The following is a 15281-nucleotide window of genomic DNA, read 5'->3' on the forward strand; positions in this document are numbered from 1 at the left end:
TTCCTCTGCTTGCAACTATTACAGTCCGCTGCAATTATAGTGATCAATAATTACTTGGGTCACTTCCTGATGAAATCGGTCATATATCCTTTCTTTATGTTGTATATGCTCAATTTTTGTAAAAGGATTATTTTCATTCAGGGAAAAATAATCGTCCTCTCTATTCAATATTTTCATTTTCACCAGTAGCTCCACATACTGGATGATTGCTGGCTTATCTATTTTCCTGCTTAATTCAAATGGACTGCAGGCGATTTTCCTGCTAGTAATAAAGTCGTTTATATAGGAAGAAATGTCTGTTAATAAAAATGGACAGTTGCTTACGGATCTGTTGTGTATAAATACATATAAAAAACTTTGCCATTCCATTAATGTTTCATTAATTTCAATTGCCCCTCTAACAGGCAGTCCCACCCATGGAGGGAGCAGCTGGACGGAAAGTCCGGAAGAATACATCCTTTGCAAAAGAGGATCAACATGCCCCTTTCCATAAAGCAGCCGGCTGTCCCCCCATTTCACACGGTATTTTAGAAAGGGATTAAGTTTTTGTTCAGTTAAATGAAGTTTTACTAAAGGAAACTGAGGAAAATGGATGTTTTTTAGAGGAATGATTGACACGGAATAAGTGAATGTCGTTTTCGTTAAAGGAAAATACAATTGATAAATAATGAAGGACATGGATTGTACATCGTAGGAAAGCAGATAAAATTGTTTGAGGGTTTTTGAGTAGCGGATAAATTGCTGATGAAATGATGTAAGTGAAATTTTATGTGGTTTTGGGGCCGATAACCGATCATGAGAAAGCAGCCAAAGCGGTATAATGCCATGATTATAATAACCCAGCGTTCTATTTAGAAAATGAGTGCTGGTTAGGGCAGAGCGTTGAAATTCAATAGCGAACTCTTTTCCATTAACAGATAAGCCAATATCTGCCCGTTGATTAAAGAGACGGTAGTTCTTTTCCATTTCAACTGTTAGATGCTTCTCACTAAGCCAGTGATATAGCTGGAGTTTGGCCTGAATGTGTACAAGTGATTCAGGTTCGCTGAAGGAACTGCAGGTTTCTTTAGCAGCATGCGCAAAATGAGCAATTTTTATTGTGCCGACTTTCAAAAAAACCTTTTGTTTGCACTGCGGGCAATGAAAACGGTTATTCTTTTTGAAGGAAAGAAGTTCCTGATGCGTCTTTTTTCCATTGAGAAATACCACCTCACCGCTCTGGTTGATCGCAATTAATATTGTAACCACCTCCTGCCAACTATTTTATCTTATATTCCGCCTTTCAGCTACAAACAAAACCCTCTAAGATAAATATCTTAGAGGGTTTCGTTTAAGAAAAGTAATTTCGAACATTTTCGAAAACATTTTCTTTCATGATTACTTTGCCATATTCTTCTAAACGATGCACCGTTAATTGTGTATCTACACCATACTCAAGCAAAATGCTAAGGATGTTTTCGATGTCATTTTCTTCAAATAGATCCTCATCAAATTCAACGAATAAATAGTACACATTTTCAAATGCATATAATTTTGTAGCTAATTGATCATGATCAAAGCGCTTTGATAATGATATTAAATCTTCAAAATCTCTAAATTTCATAGTGAAATCTAAAATTTCATCTTCTTCATTATCTTCCATGTCAAAATGTTCTTCTAAATATTCTTCAATTTGGTCACTAACAGTCCCGTCTCGTTGCTTGTCTTCTGGAATCGGCAATTCAAACCGCTGACCATCTTTTGTTACCTGAGCTTTCGTAACTAGGATTTCCAGCCCTTTCTCAAGCGCCTGGACTTGTATCCAAAGAGGACCTTCAATCGAAAAATCTTCCTCTTGATGCACTTCATCCATCATTTCCCAGAAGAGTTCTTCACTTTTATCACGATTGTACCATATTTCTTCACGGTCAAATCCTCTATCTTCAATATCGCCGTACGAAATATAAAACTTTACTGTGTGATCATTAATACGTTCTATTTCCATCATTTAACTCTCCCTTCCTATGTGTTGGATGAAGGGAATCCCCCCTTAATCATAGGTCTAGCCTGCAGCAATTATTAGTATCGATAGGGTGATCTTTCTAATTTTATTGTATGACAAATAGTTGACAAAGGGAAATCATATTCAGTCCATTTATTTAAACTTAATGTAAGAACCTATTGTTCCTAGAGTGTAGTCTATTCTGAAAGCAATTTCAAGCGTTGAGGATTGAGTAAAGCATACAGATTTGGTAATAAAATTCATGAGCACAAGAAAAAAGACCTGTCCCTTTAACACTAAATGGGACAAGTCTTTATATTGTTTAAGTTAGTTAACCATTTTTTGTGCTTCAAGAAGCTGATAAGTACGAACCTTACGCGGTAAGAATCGACGTATCTCATCTTCATTATATCCGACCTGAAGTCTTTTCTCATCCATAATAATTGGACGTCGAAGCAGACCCGGGTTTTCTTGAATTAATTCGAATAAATCTTGAAGAGGTAATGAATCTAGATCCACATCAAGTTTTTGGAAAATCTTAGATCTGGTTGAAATGATCTCATCTGTGCCATCTTCCGTCATACGAAGAACTTCTTTAATTTCTTCGATACTAAGCGGTTCAGAAAAGATATTTCTTTCCGTATATGGAATGTCATGCTCTTCTAACCAAGCCTTAGCTTTTCTACATGATGTGCAGCTAGGTGACGTGAACAAAGTTACCATGAACCATTCACACTCCCTTACATTATAAAAGATTTAAATTATACATATTTTTTAAAACAGCTTATTTAAAATTGTTTTAAAAAGATATCTTAAATTTATTATACACAATTAGTCAGGAAAAGAATAGAGTGTTAACGAAATTGTCATATTACTGTTTTAAAATCAACGAACTCATAAAGATCTTGTCCTAAACTTACTATTCCCTTAACACTCAAGATTAAACCATTTATTTATTATTGTTTGGACTATTCTCATTTAGTTTTAGTCATTGAAAATATCATAGCCCTTTTAATACATCTTTATCATTGTCGTCATTTATTTTTAGTACATTTTCAACCGGTTCATATTTGTCTCCATAAAAAGTGTCATCTTTATATGTATGGATCATTTCATAGGTTTTTTTCATTGCTTCAAAAATAACTTCTTCTTTTTCAGCATTAGGTGCCCAGTAAAGGATTTCCATTGGATTTATTTCATTTGTGGCCAGCGACCGTCTTTTATAGCCGATGGATGTGGCGTGTTCGAATCCTTCGCGTTTGTAAAAACGGAGCCTTTTTTCTGTATCGGTGTCTTCGTAATCAACCGGTTCAACTTCCAAAATGATTGGTTTATTTTTATCTTTCAGCATCTGAATAAGCTTATTGCCAAGCCCTTCTCCACGTGCTTCCTTGGAGACAAACAGATAATCGATAAAAATAAATGTATCGGTTTCTACATACATCAGAACATGTTTTGGGCCTTCTTCCTTGTGATAAATATCACTTTTTTCTTTAAGAAGTGTCTCCATATGTTCTTTGGATTTCATTTCCTGAATAGGAAAATACTCATTTAATTTCTCATACCAATGCATCGTCATTCTCCTTTACAATTTGAAGTGCCTTGCATGCTGGGTGTACTAATGAGGAGGGTTGGGGAAAACAGCTCGATAATGTTCACATATTGTATACCCATTTGCCAATTCATTTAAACACTAAATTGGCGGCTTACATTGTAAGCCGCCAATTTAACTTGCTGCTATTCAGGAAGATAGTCTACACCTTCTGTGTAGGTGTTGCCTGCATTCCAAAGTAAAAATTCATTAATGTCATTATCATAAAGAGCTTGAATCTGAGCCTGAACTTCCGCTGCCCCATATTCCATATAGTTTCCTGCTCCTAAATAAGACGCTGTAAAATCCTGCAGCCAAGGTCGTGATACTGGGGGATTTTCAAGTTCTGCAAGCTTTGCGTTTTCTACTTTAGAGTACTCAGCAATCAAATTATACGGTTCCAAATCCGGCTTTTCAATTCCAAAATAGGGTGTCCAGTGACTCGGATAAATCATGGATGAAATAACGTCTACATGTTCTGAAATTTCACTGAAATTCTGCCCGATTCCTGGCGCTTCAGGAAGTGTAGCCGAATACCCAAAAATATCAACCGACACATCTACATCATACGGCTTTAATTTTTCCTGAGCATATGCAACAAAGTCTGAAACAGCATTAACACGATAATTAATATCCTTTTCACCTGTGTCTACATATTCTCCTGCATCATATTGGAGTGTCTTATCGCGGGTTTCAAAACCCTCCGGGAATCGCACATAGTCAAACTGTATTTCCTTGAAGCCCATTTTGGCCGCTTCAATAGCGATTTCGATGTTATAGTCCCATACTTCTTTTAGAAATGGATTGACGAAAGACTCGCCTCTGCCATTTGCCCAGACTTGTCCGTTTTCTGTAAACGACAGTTCCGGTTTCTTTTCTGCCAAAACAGTATCCTTAAATACTACAACCCTGGCAATCGGGTAAATCTTGTTTTCTTCCAGTTGTTCAAGCATCGCCCGTGGATCATCGATGTATGGCTGACCAATATCAGCAAACTTTGAGTCGTCGCCCGGCTCGTAGGTTAAATAGCCAAAATCATCTTTAATGTCAATAACCATGGCATTAAGATCGGTGGTATTCATAAGGTCCACAAGAGATTCAAAACGGCCGCCACCTGCCGAATGTCCCGTAACATAAATGCCGCGAACAGCATCAGGATATTCAAACGTTAAACCGGAGTCATATAAAAATCTTGGCATCGAATCTGGAAATTCCTTTACAGTTTGAGCTAATTCCCTATGATGATGCTCCGTTTTGGATGAAGCTTCTTCAGCCTGTGCTGAAGTATGATAAGATGCCGTGATAACTGCTACCAATCCCGCTGATACAACTAATTGTTTCAATGCCACTATGTATCTCTCTCCCACTGCGTCTAATTTCCGCACATCACATGTACTCCTACTATTCTAACAAGTTATGGAATAAAATGAAATGAAGATTCCCCTTTTTTTAGAAAAATGTTACTTTGTGACACAATATGTCCAATCGGCAGGAGTAAAGCGTCAGGGAATAACAACAGCTTCCATAAAAATAAAACTTGCTATCTAATTTAAACATGATTTATAATAATTGATAATTATACATTTTGCGATGATAAAGAGTAGTAACTGTGTTGAATGGTTTCAGAGAGCCTGTGGGTGGTGAAAACAGGCCCGTTTCTCCAGTGAATGGACTTTTGAGCACTCTTGGTGAAAAATTAAAGTAGCCAATGGCGTTACTCCGCGTTATGGAGAGATTTATTTACGAATAAATCATGAAGAGGTCGTTAAAATGAACCAGTCATTTACGACAATAAAGGGTGGCACCGCGGAATTGTACCATTCGTCCCTTATTATTAAAGGGATGAATGGTTTTTTGTGTTTTTTTAACATATTTAGCAAAAAGGGGGATTTTTTTATGAAGACTATTTTTTCAGGAATTCAGCCAAGCGGCACCATTACACTGGGTAATTATATTGGAGCAATGAGACAGTTTATCGATTTACAGGATGAGTATGAATGCTTTTTTTGTATTGTAGACCAGCACGCTATTACTGTTCCACAGGACAGACTTGCTCTTCGTCAAAACACGAAAAGTCTGGCGGCTATGTATTTAGCTATAGGGATAGACCCTGCCCGTTCAACTTTATTCATTCAATCTGAAGTGCCGGCCCATGCTCAGGCTGGCTGGATGCTGCAATGTGTTTCCTACATCGGAGAGCTTGAACGCATGACGCAATTTAAGGATAAGTCCGAAGGCAAAGATGGTGTTTCAGCCGGACTTCTTACCTACCCTCCCCTCATGGCAGCAGATATCCTGCTATATAAAACAGATTTAGTCCCTGTAGGGGAAGATCAAAAACAGCATCTTGAACTGACAAGAGATCTTGCTGACCGTTTTAACAAAAAGTTTAATGATATCTTCACAATACCTGAGGTGCGAATTCCAAAGGTGGGTGCACGTGTTATGTCATTACAGGATCCTTCTAAAAAAATGAGCAAGTCAGATCCCAACCAGAAATCTTTTATCTCGATGCTGGATGATCCTAAGCAAATGGTTAAAAAAATTAAAAGTGCAGTGACCGATTCGGAAGGAATCGTGAAATACGATAAAGAAAATAAACCAGGGGTTTCCAATCTGCTTTCGATCTATTCCATTTTATCCGGATTGACTATAAAAGAAATTGAAGACCAGTATCAAGGAAAAGGATACGGCGATTTTAAAAGCGGTCTTGCTGAAGTAGTAGTAGATCATATTAAACCGATACAAGAACGTTACTTTACTCTAATGGAATCAAAAGAACTTGATGAAATCCTGGATAATGGAGCTCTAAAGGCAAACCATATCGCGGGCAAAATGCTGAAAAAAATGGAGAATGCAATGGGGCTTGGAAGAAAAAGAAAATAAAGAAAAAAGCTAACTGATAAAACTTTTCAGTTAGCTTTTTTTGAGTATGTGACTGATAATTGTATAAGGATAGCACCGAGCGGTATTCCGTAGGTTTCTGTGTGCTTCGACATAAAGATAATATACTCGGTTACTGTAAACCCCGATGGAATAAGATTTAAATAAACTGCACTATGAATTGCTCCAGTACAGAACATAACAAGTCCAATCACATAAGTAGCTAAGCGCAACATACGATCACTCCGTTCAAATGCACCATACTTATACTGTATGTCCCGCCACTCAATTTTTTCCTAAAAAGAACGAAGAAACCACCTAAGGCTTCTTCGTTCTTTTTGGGATATTGTTACAATACTTCATTAGCAGACTGTGCTTTCATCTCTTGAAACTCTTTTTCTGAACACAGCACAAAATGCCCCGGTGTAACTTCGCGCATTTTTAATTCTTCGCCTTCAGCATAATTATGATCATGAGGGTTGTATGCAATCCGTTTACGGCTTCTCTCATAGTCAGGATCCGGAAATGGAATTGATGATAGCAGCGATTTTGTATAGGGATGAAGTGGATTTTTGTACAATTCTTCACTTGTTGTCAGTTCTACCAGACGTCCAAAATACATCACCCCTATACGGTCGCTAATGTATTTAACCATCGACAGATCATGAGCAATAAAAAGAAAGGTTAATCCATTTTCACGCTGAAGCTTTTTCAGTAAATTAACCACCTGCGCTTGAATTGAAACATCAAGTGCGGAGATGGGCTCATCTGCGATAATGAATTCAGGATTCACAGCAAGTGCTCTGGCAATTCCAATACGCTGACGCTGTCCTCCGGAAAATTCATGCGGGTATCGCCCTGCATGATCCCGGTTTAATCCAACCGTTTCAAGCAGCTTATGAACCATGTCAGTGCGTTCCTTTGACGACTTGGCTAAACCATGAAGATCAATGCCTTCAGCTATAATGTCAATAACCTTCATTCTTGGATTTAATGATGCATATGGATCTTGGAAGATCATTTGCATTGTTCGATTAAACTCCAATGTTTTTGCCTTGTTTTTTGCCTTATGAACATCTTCACCTTTGTACAGAACTTCACCTGCAGTAGCATCATAAAGACGAATAATCGTTCTACCTGTGGTTGATTTTCCACATCCGGATTCTCCAACAAGACCCAAAGTTTCACCTTTATAAATATCAAAGCTGATATCGTCCACTGCTTTTACTTCATTTTTTTTATCTTTATTAAAATATAGCTTAAGATTTTTAATTTCAAGCAACTTTTCTGCCATTGATTAAACCTCCCCTTTTGGGTCGTTTGTGACAGGGAATTTCCTCTGTCTTTTTAGTACTGCAGCAGGAGGCTCTACTTTTGGCGCATCAGGATGCAGCAGCCATGTAGCAGCATAATGAGTATCAGACACCTTAAACATAGGAGGCTGCTCTTCAAGATCAATAGCCATTGCGTAACGATTTCGAACAGCAAAGGAATCACCTTTTGGCGGATTCAATAAATCCGGAGGAGAACCAGGGATAACAAACAGCTCTTCATCCTCAGTATCAATGCTTGGCATTGAACTGATCAGCCCCCACGTATATGGATGCTGCGGGTTATAGAAAATTTCATCCACTGTACCAACTTCGACGATCCGGCCGCCGTACATTACAGCTACACGGTCGGCCACATTCGCCACTACTCCAAGATCATGTGTTATAAAAATGATGGAGGTATCAATTTTCTTCTGAAGATTCTTCATCAGATCTAAAATTTGGGCTTGAATCGTAACATCCAAAGCCGTAGTAGGTTCATCAGCAATTAATACCTTTGGGTTGCAAGCCAATGCAACAGCTATAACAATACGCTGTCTTTGACCTCCCGAAAATTGGTGAGGATACTGGTTAATTCTGCGTTCCGGCTGAGGCAGACCAACAAGCTTTAATAATTCCAAAGCACGGTCCATTGCCTGTTTCTTTGAAAACTTCTGATGCTTGATCAGCGGTTCAGCAATTTGTTTGCCTATTTTCATTGTAGGATTCAATGACGTCATTGGATCCTGAAAAATCATGGAAATATCTTTTCCTCTGATTTTTTCCATTTGTTTATCTGTCAGATGAGCCAGGTTTTTGCCGTCAAATAAAATCTCGCTGCCTTCTTTAATTTCAGAGTTGGATTTTGGCAGCAGGCGCATAATTGCTTTTGTCGTTACAGACTTCCCCGAGCCTGATTCACCAACAATCGCAAGTGTTTCTCCCTTTTTTAATTCAAAATCAACACCCCGGATGGCTTTAACTTCACCGGCATATGTGTTGAAGGATATATTAAGATCTTTAACTGTTAATATATTATTCATTGAATTCACCACCCTTAGTCTCTCATTTTTGGATCAAGCGCATCACGCAATCCATCCGCGAGCAGATTAAATGTAATCATTAGAAGACTAATGACAACTGAAGGAACAATCAATTGGTATGGATACAGCAGCATTACCTTAAATCCATTTTCGATTAATGTACCAAGAGATGCGTCTGGAGGCTGCAGCCCAAGACCGATAAAGCTTAGAAACGCTTCAAAGAAAATAGCACTAGGAATGGTAAACATCGTATTAATAATGATTACACCAACCATATTAGGAAGCAGATGCTTAAATATAATGCGCATATCGGTAGAACCTAGCGTTTTGGATGCCAAAGCAAATTCCTGGTTTTTAAGCTTTAATACTTGACCACGAACGACCCTGGCCATGGTTGTCCAGCCCGTGATTGCCAGTGCAAGCGTAATAGATAAAATACCTGGCTCCAGTATAATAATCAAAAGGATAACGATTACTAGATTTGGTATTCCCGTTAATATCTCGACGAGCCGCTGCATAACATTGTCGACTCTGCCACCGAAATAACCGGATATCGCTCCATAGGATACACCTATTATCATGTCAATCACGGTAGCAAGGAAAGCAATTAAAAGAGAAATTTGCACACCTTCCCAAAGGCGGGTGAATAGGTCCCGACCATATTTATCTGTACCAAACCAGTAGTATTCCTCTACCTGTTTGTCAACATACGGAGTTAAAGTGACGCCATTACGATTCACTAATGTGCCATCAAAAGGAAGCCAGTCCACATTTTCAAGTGCCGCTATTCGCGGAGGCAGATTAGAATGCTCAGCGCGCTGAACGTCGCCATCATATCCGCTCATAAATGGGCCTACAAATGCCATAAAAATTAGCAATAACAAAATTACAAAACTTACAATAGCAGCTTTATTCTTTTTAACTCGTAAATAAGCATCCTGCCAAAAATTAAGACTTGGTTTCTCTATTTTTTCTGCCAGCGAGCTGTCATAATGGGCTGGTTGAAACATTTCTTTAGGGAAACGTTTATCTGAATGATTTGTCATCAGTTATTTCCTCCTGACAATCGAATACGCGGATCAATGATGCTGTATAAAATATCAACCACAAAAACAATGACAATGAACAAGACTGCAAACAGGATTGTTGTTCCCATTATCACAGGGTGGTCTAATAACTCAATCGATTTAACGAACTGTTCTCCCAGTCCTGGAATGGCAAAGACCTGTTCAACGACCAGAGAACCTGTCATCAGGCTGACTGTTAGAGGTCCAAGAACGGTTACCACAGGAATTAAGGCATTTCGCATTGCGTGTTTAAAAGCAACCTCAAATGAAGAGGCACCCTTTGCCCGTGCTAGTGTAATATAATCTGAACTTAAAACATCAATCATTTCAGTTCTCATAAATCGTGCTGCAATTGATATTGGGAATATGGCAAGAGCTATCGTGGGCAGGATGGAGTATTCAAACCCTCTCCAAAAAGCAACGGGGAGCCAGCCGAGTTTTACAGCGATAAAATACTGTAAAAGTGCAGCAAATACGAATGATGGTACTGACTTACCTAAAACGGCTACCAATGTTGAACCGTAATCCAGCCAAGTGTTTTGTCTTAGAGCGGCAACTACCCCTAAAATGATTCCAATGATCGTTCCAAAAATCATTGCCTGTAAGCCAAGCGTTGCTGACGGTCCGATTCTCCCTAAAATTAAATCCATTACGGGAGTATTGCTAAATTGGAATGATACGCCCAAATCTCCCTGTAAAACATTCCCCAAATATTTTAAGTATTGAACAGCTACCGGCTGATCCAGTCCATACTTTGCATTCATAATAGCTAATTGTGATTCTGTCAATTTGGCTGCTGCCGAAAATGGCGAGCCTGGAATTAACTTCATTAAAAAGAAAGTCAGCGACACAATTATAAACAGGGTGATTATCATATAGATAATACGCTGAAAAACATATTTCCCCACAAAGGACACCTCCATTTTAAATTTCAAACTATTCGACATGTTTTGACAATTGCATTACAGGGAAAAAGAGAGTACATAAAGTACTCTCTCCCCCTAACTCTTTACTTTATTAAGGTTACAACAGACGTGATTTAGCTATTACTCGCCAATTGAAATTGGGTAGAAGCTGTACTCAGGTCCCACAAAGTGGTAAGTGAACTTATTAACTTTTTCATTAACTAAAATGTTAGCTTGACGCTGATAAATCGGAACAATCGCAGCTTCTTCTTCTAATAATACTTTTTCTGCTTCTTGAAGCGTTTCAAAGCGTTTAGCTGGATCGTTTGCATAAGTTGATTCTGCATCTTTTAACAGCTTGTCATATTTTTCGCTTGAGAAAGCCATGTGGTTGTTACCGCCATCTGTGATCCAAAGGTCAGAGAATGAAATCGGATCAAGGTAGTCAGGTCCCCAGCCAGCCATTTGCAGGTCATAATCCAGTGCCTTATCACGCTCTAGACGAACGCTGAATGGAACACTTTCAAGTTTAATTGTCAGACCTTCAAGGTTTGTTTCCAGTTGGTTTTGAATGAATTCATCTGAAGTCTTTGCAGCTTCAGTGTCTCCACCAAGGTAGCGAAGTTCAAGGGAATCTACACCCAGCTCCTCAAGACCTTTTGCCCATGCTTCTTTTGCAGCGTCAACATCATAGGTAAGCATGTCGCCGTTTGCTTCACGGAAATCTTCCCCTGTGTCAGGGTGTTGAACGAATTCTTTCGGTACAGCATAGTTAGCTGGAATTGAACCGTTGTTAAAGATATTGTCAGTCAACGATTGTTTGTCAATCGCCATTGCAAGTGCTTTACGGATATTCAGGTTTTGCAGTGCTTCATTTGTCTGGTTCATTTTGATCCAGAATACAGTAGGCTCTAACCATGAAACCATGTTAGCGTCGCCTTCGTATTGTGGAACAAGTTCAGATGATAGTTTAGTAGTAATGTCAGCTTCTTGTGACTCATACGCATTTACAGCAGTCTGAGCATCTTTTACTTCATTAAAAGTAATTTTTTCAAGAGCTACATTATCTGCGTCCCAATATTCTGTATTTTTAGCATAAACCCATTCGCCATCTGAGCTTCCATCCCAGTTTTCAAGAACGAAAGGTCCATTGTAAAGAATTGTGTCTGCGCTTGTTGCGTAGTTATCACCTTGTTCTTCAACAAAAGCCTGGTTTTGCGGGAAGAACGTTGGGAATGCCATTAAAGATGTAAAATATGAAACTGGTTTTTCCAGTGTAACTTCAAGTGTTTGATCGTCAACTGCAACTGCACCAAGTGTGCTAGGATCAGCACCGTCATTAAAAACTTCTGATGCGCCTTTAATTTTGCCTTCCATTAAATAAGGGCCGTAGCTTGAACCGCTGTCCGGGTCAAGAGCGCGCTGCCATGCATAAACGAAGTCGTTTGCCGTAATTGCGTCTCCATTAGACCATACTGCGCCTTCTTTAATTTTGAACGTGTAAACTGTGCCGTCTTCATTAACTTCAGGCTCACCATCAGCCAATGCAGGAACAGTTTCCTGATCTGCGTTCAGACGGTAAAGTCCTTCATTAACATTGTTCATTGTTGTAAAACTTACTGTATCAGATGCAAGAATTGTGTCCATAACCGGAATAGCTGATGTTTCCATCACGCGCAATTCTTGTGGTGCATCAGAAGAACCGCCTTCTGATTCATTTCCTGTGTTTCCTTCTTCAGCAGTGTCCCCACCAAAACAGCCTGCCAGGAATACACTTAGTACAAGCGTTAAAACCAAAAGTAATGAATACTTCTTCATTCTTTTTTGACCTCCCCTAATTATCTGAAAATAGTTACAATCATAATTATACAAGTTTTTAGATTTTTGTATACAGATTATTACGTTTTTTTTACGATTTTTTTAAAAAATTGTTGTGTTACTATAATAATAAGACATTTTAAGCGATAATATTTCTTTCAAACTTACTAATTTTCATAAATTATGGTTAGGATAATAATTCTTTAAAATATTATCTGTAATTAAATGTTAATTATTACATATTTAGATAGGAGTGATTTTTTTGTTTAAAAATACGTTAATTTGTTTAATCTTCAGTTTTCTTTTGTGCTTTACTATTTCACTGCTTTATTACGGTGAATTGACGCTATTAACATTTGTTAATAGTACTTTTTTCATAGGCGGTGCGTTAATTTTCTTTTCATTAACTGTTTTTGTGCTGAGTACAGGGTTTTTTGATGTTGTTTCAAACAGTTTCAGAAGAACATTCTCAATGTCGAGAGTTATGAATAAAGAAGAAGCTGAAGAAATGAGATCCTTGTCAGAAGCTATATCAATTGTAAATATTAAGCCCTTTTTATACGCTGGGATAATTATTTATTTCGCAATGGCAGTTGGATTAGTCATTTTTTACCGTTAAATGTCGAAAATTATTGATCTAAATTATTATATTACAACTATATTATGTAACAGCCTATTCTATGGTTGTAATATTTCTCTTTGGATGTACACAGGCAGCAGCTAATTCAGAAAATCAGTAAAAAAGGAACCTGGAGTTTTCACTCCAGGTTCCTTTTTTTGCAAATTCGCTCTAATTTACCGATTTGATTTGGGATTAAATGCATCTTTTAATCCTTCTCCTATAAAATTGATCGCTAGGATGGTTACTGTCAAAATGATCGCAGGAGGCATCCAGATCCACGGCTTATTTCGAAGAACGTCTGCCTCCTGTGAAGATGACAGCATATTTCCCCAGCTCGGAATCGTTTGAGGTACCCCAATGCCAAGGAATCCAAGTGCAGATTCAATCACAAGTAAGCTTGCAAATAATATTGTTGCCTGAACAATTATTGTAGAAAGCACGTTTGGCAGCAGATGCTTGATAATCACCTTTGATGGCTTACATCCGATGGATACGGCAGCCAGTATATACTCGTTTTCTTTTTCAGCGAGAATTTTACTCCGTACAATACGGGCAACCCCTCCCCAGTAGAGCAGGCTGATAACGCCAATCAATACCCAAAGGCCGCTGACGAGCCCAAATAAAATTGTATTAAGAACAATAACAAAAACTAAAAATGGGAAGTTTAAAATAAAATCTGTAAATCTCATTAAAACTGAGTCGACAATTCCGCCATAGTACCCTGCCATCGAACCGATTAAAGTACCAAATAAAATAACAAGAGCGGTACACGAGATTCCGACCAGGAGGGAAACTCTTCCTCCATAAAGCAAACGGGTAAATACATCACGCCCGGATTTATCAGTGCCTAAAAAATGCTCTCCTCCCGGCTCTAAGGACATCGAACCAATATTTACTTTTGCTATGTCCTGCGTTGTAATATACGGAGCCAGAAAAGAGACGATTATAATAGCAAACAGGAAAAAGGTGCTGATCATTGCCAATTTATTACGAAGAAACTTTCGTCTGGCAATGGCAAAAGGAGACATATTAATGGTTTTTTCCTGTTGACTGCCTGTTTCTGCTGTTACGTTCACCACTGCTTACTCCTCCTTAATCAAGACGAATTCTTGGATCAACAACACCATACAAAATGTCGGCAACCAGGTTTCCAACTAACGTTAGCAAAGATAACAGCATGGTGATTGCCATCATGGTGGGATAATCCTGATTTCCTACAGAGTTCAAAAATAACTGTCCAATTCCTGGATATGTGAAAATTGTCTCTGTAATAATCGCCCCACTGATAATTGTTGCGATATCAAAACCAAGAAATGTGATTAATGGGATAATTGAGTTTCGCAAGATATGAACGTTATAGATTTTCGATGTAGGCGTTCCTTTAGCCCGCGCAGTACGCACAAAGTCTTTGCGACTGTTTTCTATAATATCATTACGCAAAAATTGCGTATAACTTGCTGTACTAAGTGCTCCCAGTACAATGGCCGGCATAAGGACATGATGCAGACGGCTTATCCAGTAATCCAGTGTGCCTTTCTCGATCTGAATATCGACTGAACCAGAGTATGGAATCCAACCTAAATTGAAGGAAAAAAAATAAATAGCGAATACAGCTGCTATAAAAGATGGAATGGCCAGTCCCAGATAATTCAGCCCTCCAATAATGTGATCACCAATCGTATATGGCCTGCGACCGGCAAATATCCCCATTCCAAACGCTAAAATATAAGTGATAACTAATGATGATACACCTAAGAATATTGTGTTTGGCAATCTTTGTGCAATCAGTTCTGAAACAGGCATTTTATATCGTGTTGATGTCCCAAAGTCACCTTGTACAAAATCTTTAGCCCAATTAAAATACTGCACTGGCAACGGATCATTGTAGCCCAGCCGCTCACGCATTTGCTCAATATATTGAGGGTCAGTATTTGTCGGGTCAATTTCTCCACTGAGGGAATCTCCCGGCATCGCTTTAGCCAGGAGAAACACAACGATGGAGATAAGGAGAAGCATGGGAATCATACCGATTAAACGGCGAATTGTATACTTTAGCATAGA

General features: G+C 38.5%; 15 protein-coding genes and 1 other annotated feature. Of the genes, 2 read left to right on the forward strand and 13 right to left on the reverse strand.

Annotation, left to right across the window (positions count from 1 at the left end; genetic code table 11):
• Positions 1-18: 18 nt before the first annotated feature.
• The 5 genes from E2R51_RS06265 to E2R51_RS06285 all read right to left on the reverse strand — a co-directional run bounded on the left by E2R51_RS06265 (position 19) and on the right by E2R51_RS06285 (position 4888).
• On the reverse strand, positions 19-1248 hold the full coding sequence (locus E2R51_RS06265) for a competence protein CoiA (RefSeq protein WP_133376142.1): 1230 nt from the start codon (positions 1246-1248) through the stop codon (positions 19-21).
• An 82-nt stretch (positions 1249-1330) separates the two neighbouring features.
• Positions 1331-1984: an adaptor protein MecA gene (mecA, locus tag E2R51_RS06270; protein ID WP_133376358.1), complete on the reverse strand. Its 654-nt coding sequence runs from the start codon at positions 1982-1984 to the stop codon at positions 1331-1333.
• 324 nt (positions 1985-2308) lie between these two features.
• Entirely contained in the window at positions 2309-2704 is a 396-nt protein-coding gene (spxA, locus tag E2R51_RS06275) for a transcriptional regulator SpxA (RefSeq protein ID WP_041056911.1), read from the reverse strand.
• A 277-nt stretch (positions 2705-2981) separates the two neighbouring features.
• Positions 2982-3554 carry a GNAT family N-acetyltransferase gene (locus E2R51_RS06280; protein WP_133376143.1) on the reverse strand — a complete coding sequence of 191 codons (573 nt, stop codon included), beginning with the start codon at positions 3552-3554 and terminating at the stop codon, positions 2982-2984.
• Between the two features lie 164 nt (positions 3555-3718).
• Positions 3719-4888 carry a putative glycoside hydrolase gene (locus tag E2R51_RS06285; RefSeq protein WP_483299917.1) on the reverse strand — a complete coding sequence of 390 codons (1170 nt, stop codon included), beginning with the start codon at positions 4886-4888 and terminating at the stop codon, positions 3719-3721.
• Between the two features lie 265 nt (positions 4889-5153).
• Positions 5154-5404: a binding site (T-box leader), on the forward strand.
• A 64-nt stretch (positions 5405-5468) separates the two neighbouring features.
• On the opposite strand from E2R51_RS06285, the gene trpS reads away from it, so the two are divergent.
• Positions 5469-6458: a tryptophan--tRNA ligase gene (gene trpS, locus E2R51_RS06290; RefSeq protein ID WP_133376144.1), complete on the forward strand. Its 990-nt coding sequence runs from the start codon at positions 5469-5471 to the stop codon at positions 6456-6458.
• A 26-nt stretch (positions 6459-6484) separates the two neighbouring features.
• Here trpS and E2R51_RS20625 read toward each other — a convergent pair whose 3' ends face one another.
• The 6 genes from E2R51_RS20625 to E2R51_RS06315 all read right to left on the reverse strand — a co-directional run bounded on the left by E2R51_RS20625 (position 6485) and on the right by E2R51_RS06315 (position 12598).
• Positions 6485-6691, reverse strand: coding sequence for a YuzI family membrane protein (locus E2R51_RS20625; RefSeq protein WP_483299908.1), 207 nt, complete (start codon positions 6689-6691; stop codon positions 6485-6487).
• Positions 6692-6804: 113 nt separating this feature from the next.
• Positions 6805-7749 carry an ABC transporter ATP-binding protein gene (locus tag E2R51_RS06295; protein WP_133376145.1) on the reverse strand — a complete coding sequence of 315 codons (945 nt, stop codon included), beginning with the start codon at positions 7747-7749 and terminating at the stop codon, positions 6805-6807.
• Positions 7750-7752: 3 nt separating this feature from the next.
• On the reverse strand, positions 7753-8808 hold the full coding sequence (locus tag E2R51_RS06300) for an ABC transporter ATP-binding protein (RefSeq protein ID WP_133376146.1): 1056 nt from the start codon (positions 8806-8808) through the stop codon (positions 7753-7755).
• Between the two features lie 14 nt (positions 8809-8822).
• Entirely contained in the window at positions 8823-9854 is a 1032-nt protein-coding gene (opp3C, locus tag E2R51_RS06305) for an oligopeptide ABC transporter permease (protein ID WP_133376147.1), read from the reverse strand.
• Positions 9854-10783 carry an oligopeptide ABC transporter permease gene (gene opp3b / locus E2R51_RS06310; protein ID WP_133376148.1) on the reverse strand — a complete coding sequence of 310 codons (930 nt, stop codon included), beginning with the start codon at positions 10781-10783 and terminating at the stop codon, positions 9854-9856. The genes opp3C and opp3b overlap by 1 nt, the downstream gene beginning before the upstream one ends.
• A 138-nt stretch (positions 10784-10921) precedes the next feature.
• Positions 10922-12598: a peptide ABC transporter substrate-binding protein gene (locus E2R51_RS06315; RefSeq protein WP_133376149.1), complete on the reverse strand. Its 1677-nt coding sequence runs from the start codon at positions 12596-12598 to the stop codon at positions 10922-10924.
• Between the two features lie 262 nt (positions 12599-12860).
• Between E2R51_RS06315 and E2R51_RS06320 the strand changes: the two genes are divergently transcribed.
• Entirely contained in the window at positions 12861-13217 is a 357-nt protein-coding gene (locus E2R51_RS06320) for a DUF3899 domain-containing protein (RefSeq protein ID WP_165967152.1), read from the forward strand.
• A 176-nt stretch (positions 13218-13393) separates the two neighbouring features.
• Here the strand turns inward: E2R51_RS06320 and opp4C are convergent, their stop codons facing one another.
• Complete coding sequence (gene opp4C, locus E2R51_RS06325; RefSeq protein ID WP_133376360.1) at positions 13394-14248, reverse strand: oligopeptide ABC transporter permease; 855 nt, start codon at positions 14246-14248, stop codon at positions 13394-13396.
• Between the two features lie 64 nt (positions 14249-14312).
• Positions 14313-15278, reverse strand: a complete 966-nt coding sequence (gene opp4B / locus E2R51_RS06330) for an oligopeptide ABC transporter permease (RefSeq protein WP_133376151.1) — start codon at positions 15276-15278, stop codon at positions 14313-14315.
• Positions 15279-15281 lie beyond the last annotated feature (3 nt).

This window comes from Jeotgalibacillus sp. S-D1 (assembly GCF_004358665.1).
Lineage (GTDB): Bacteria > Bacillota > Bacilli > Bacillales > Jeotgalibacillaceae > Jeotgalibacillus.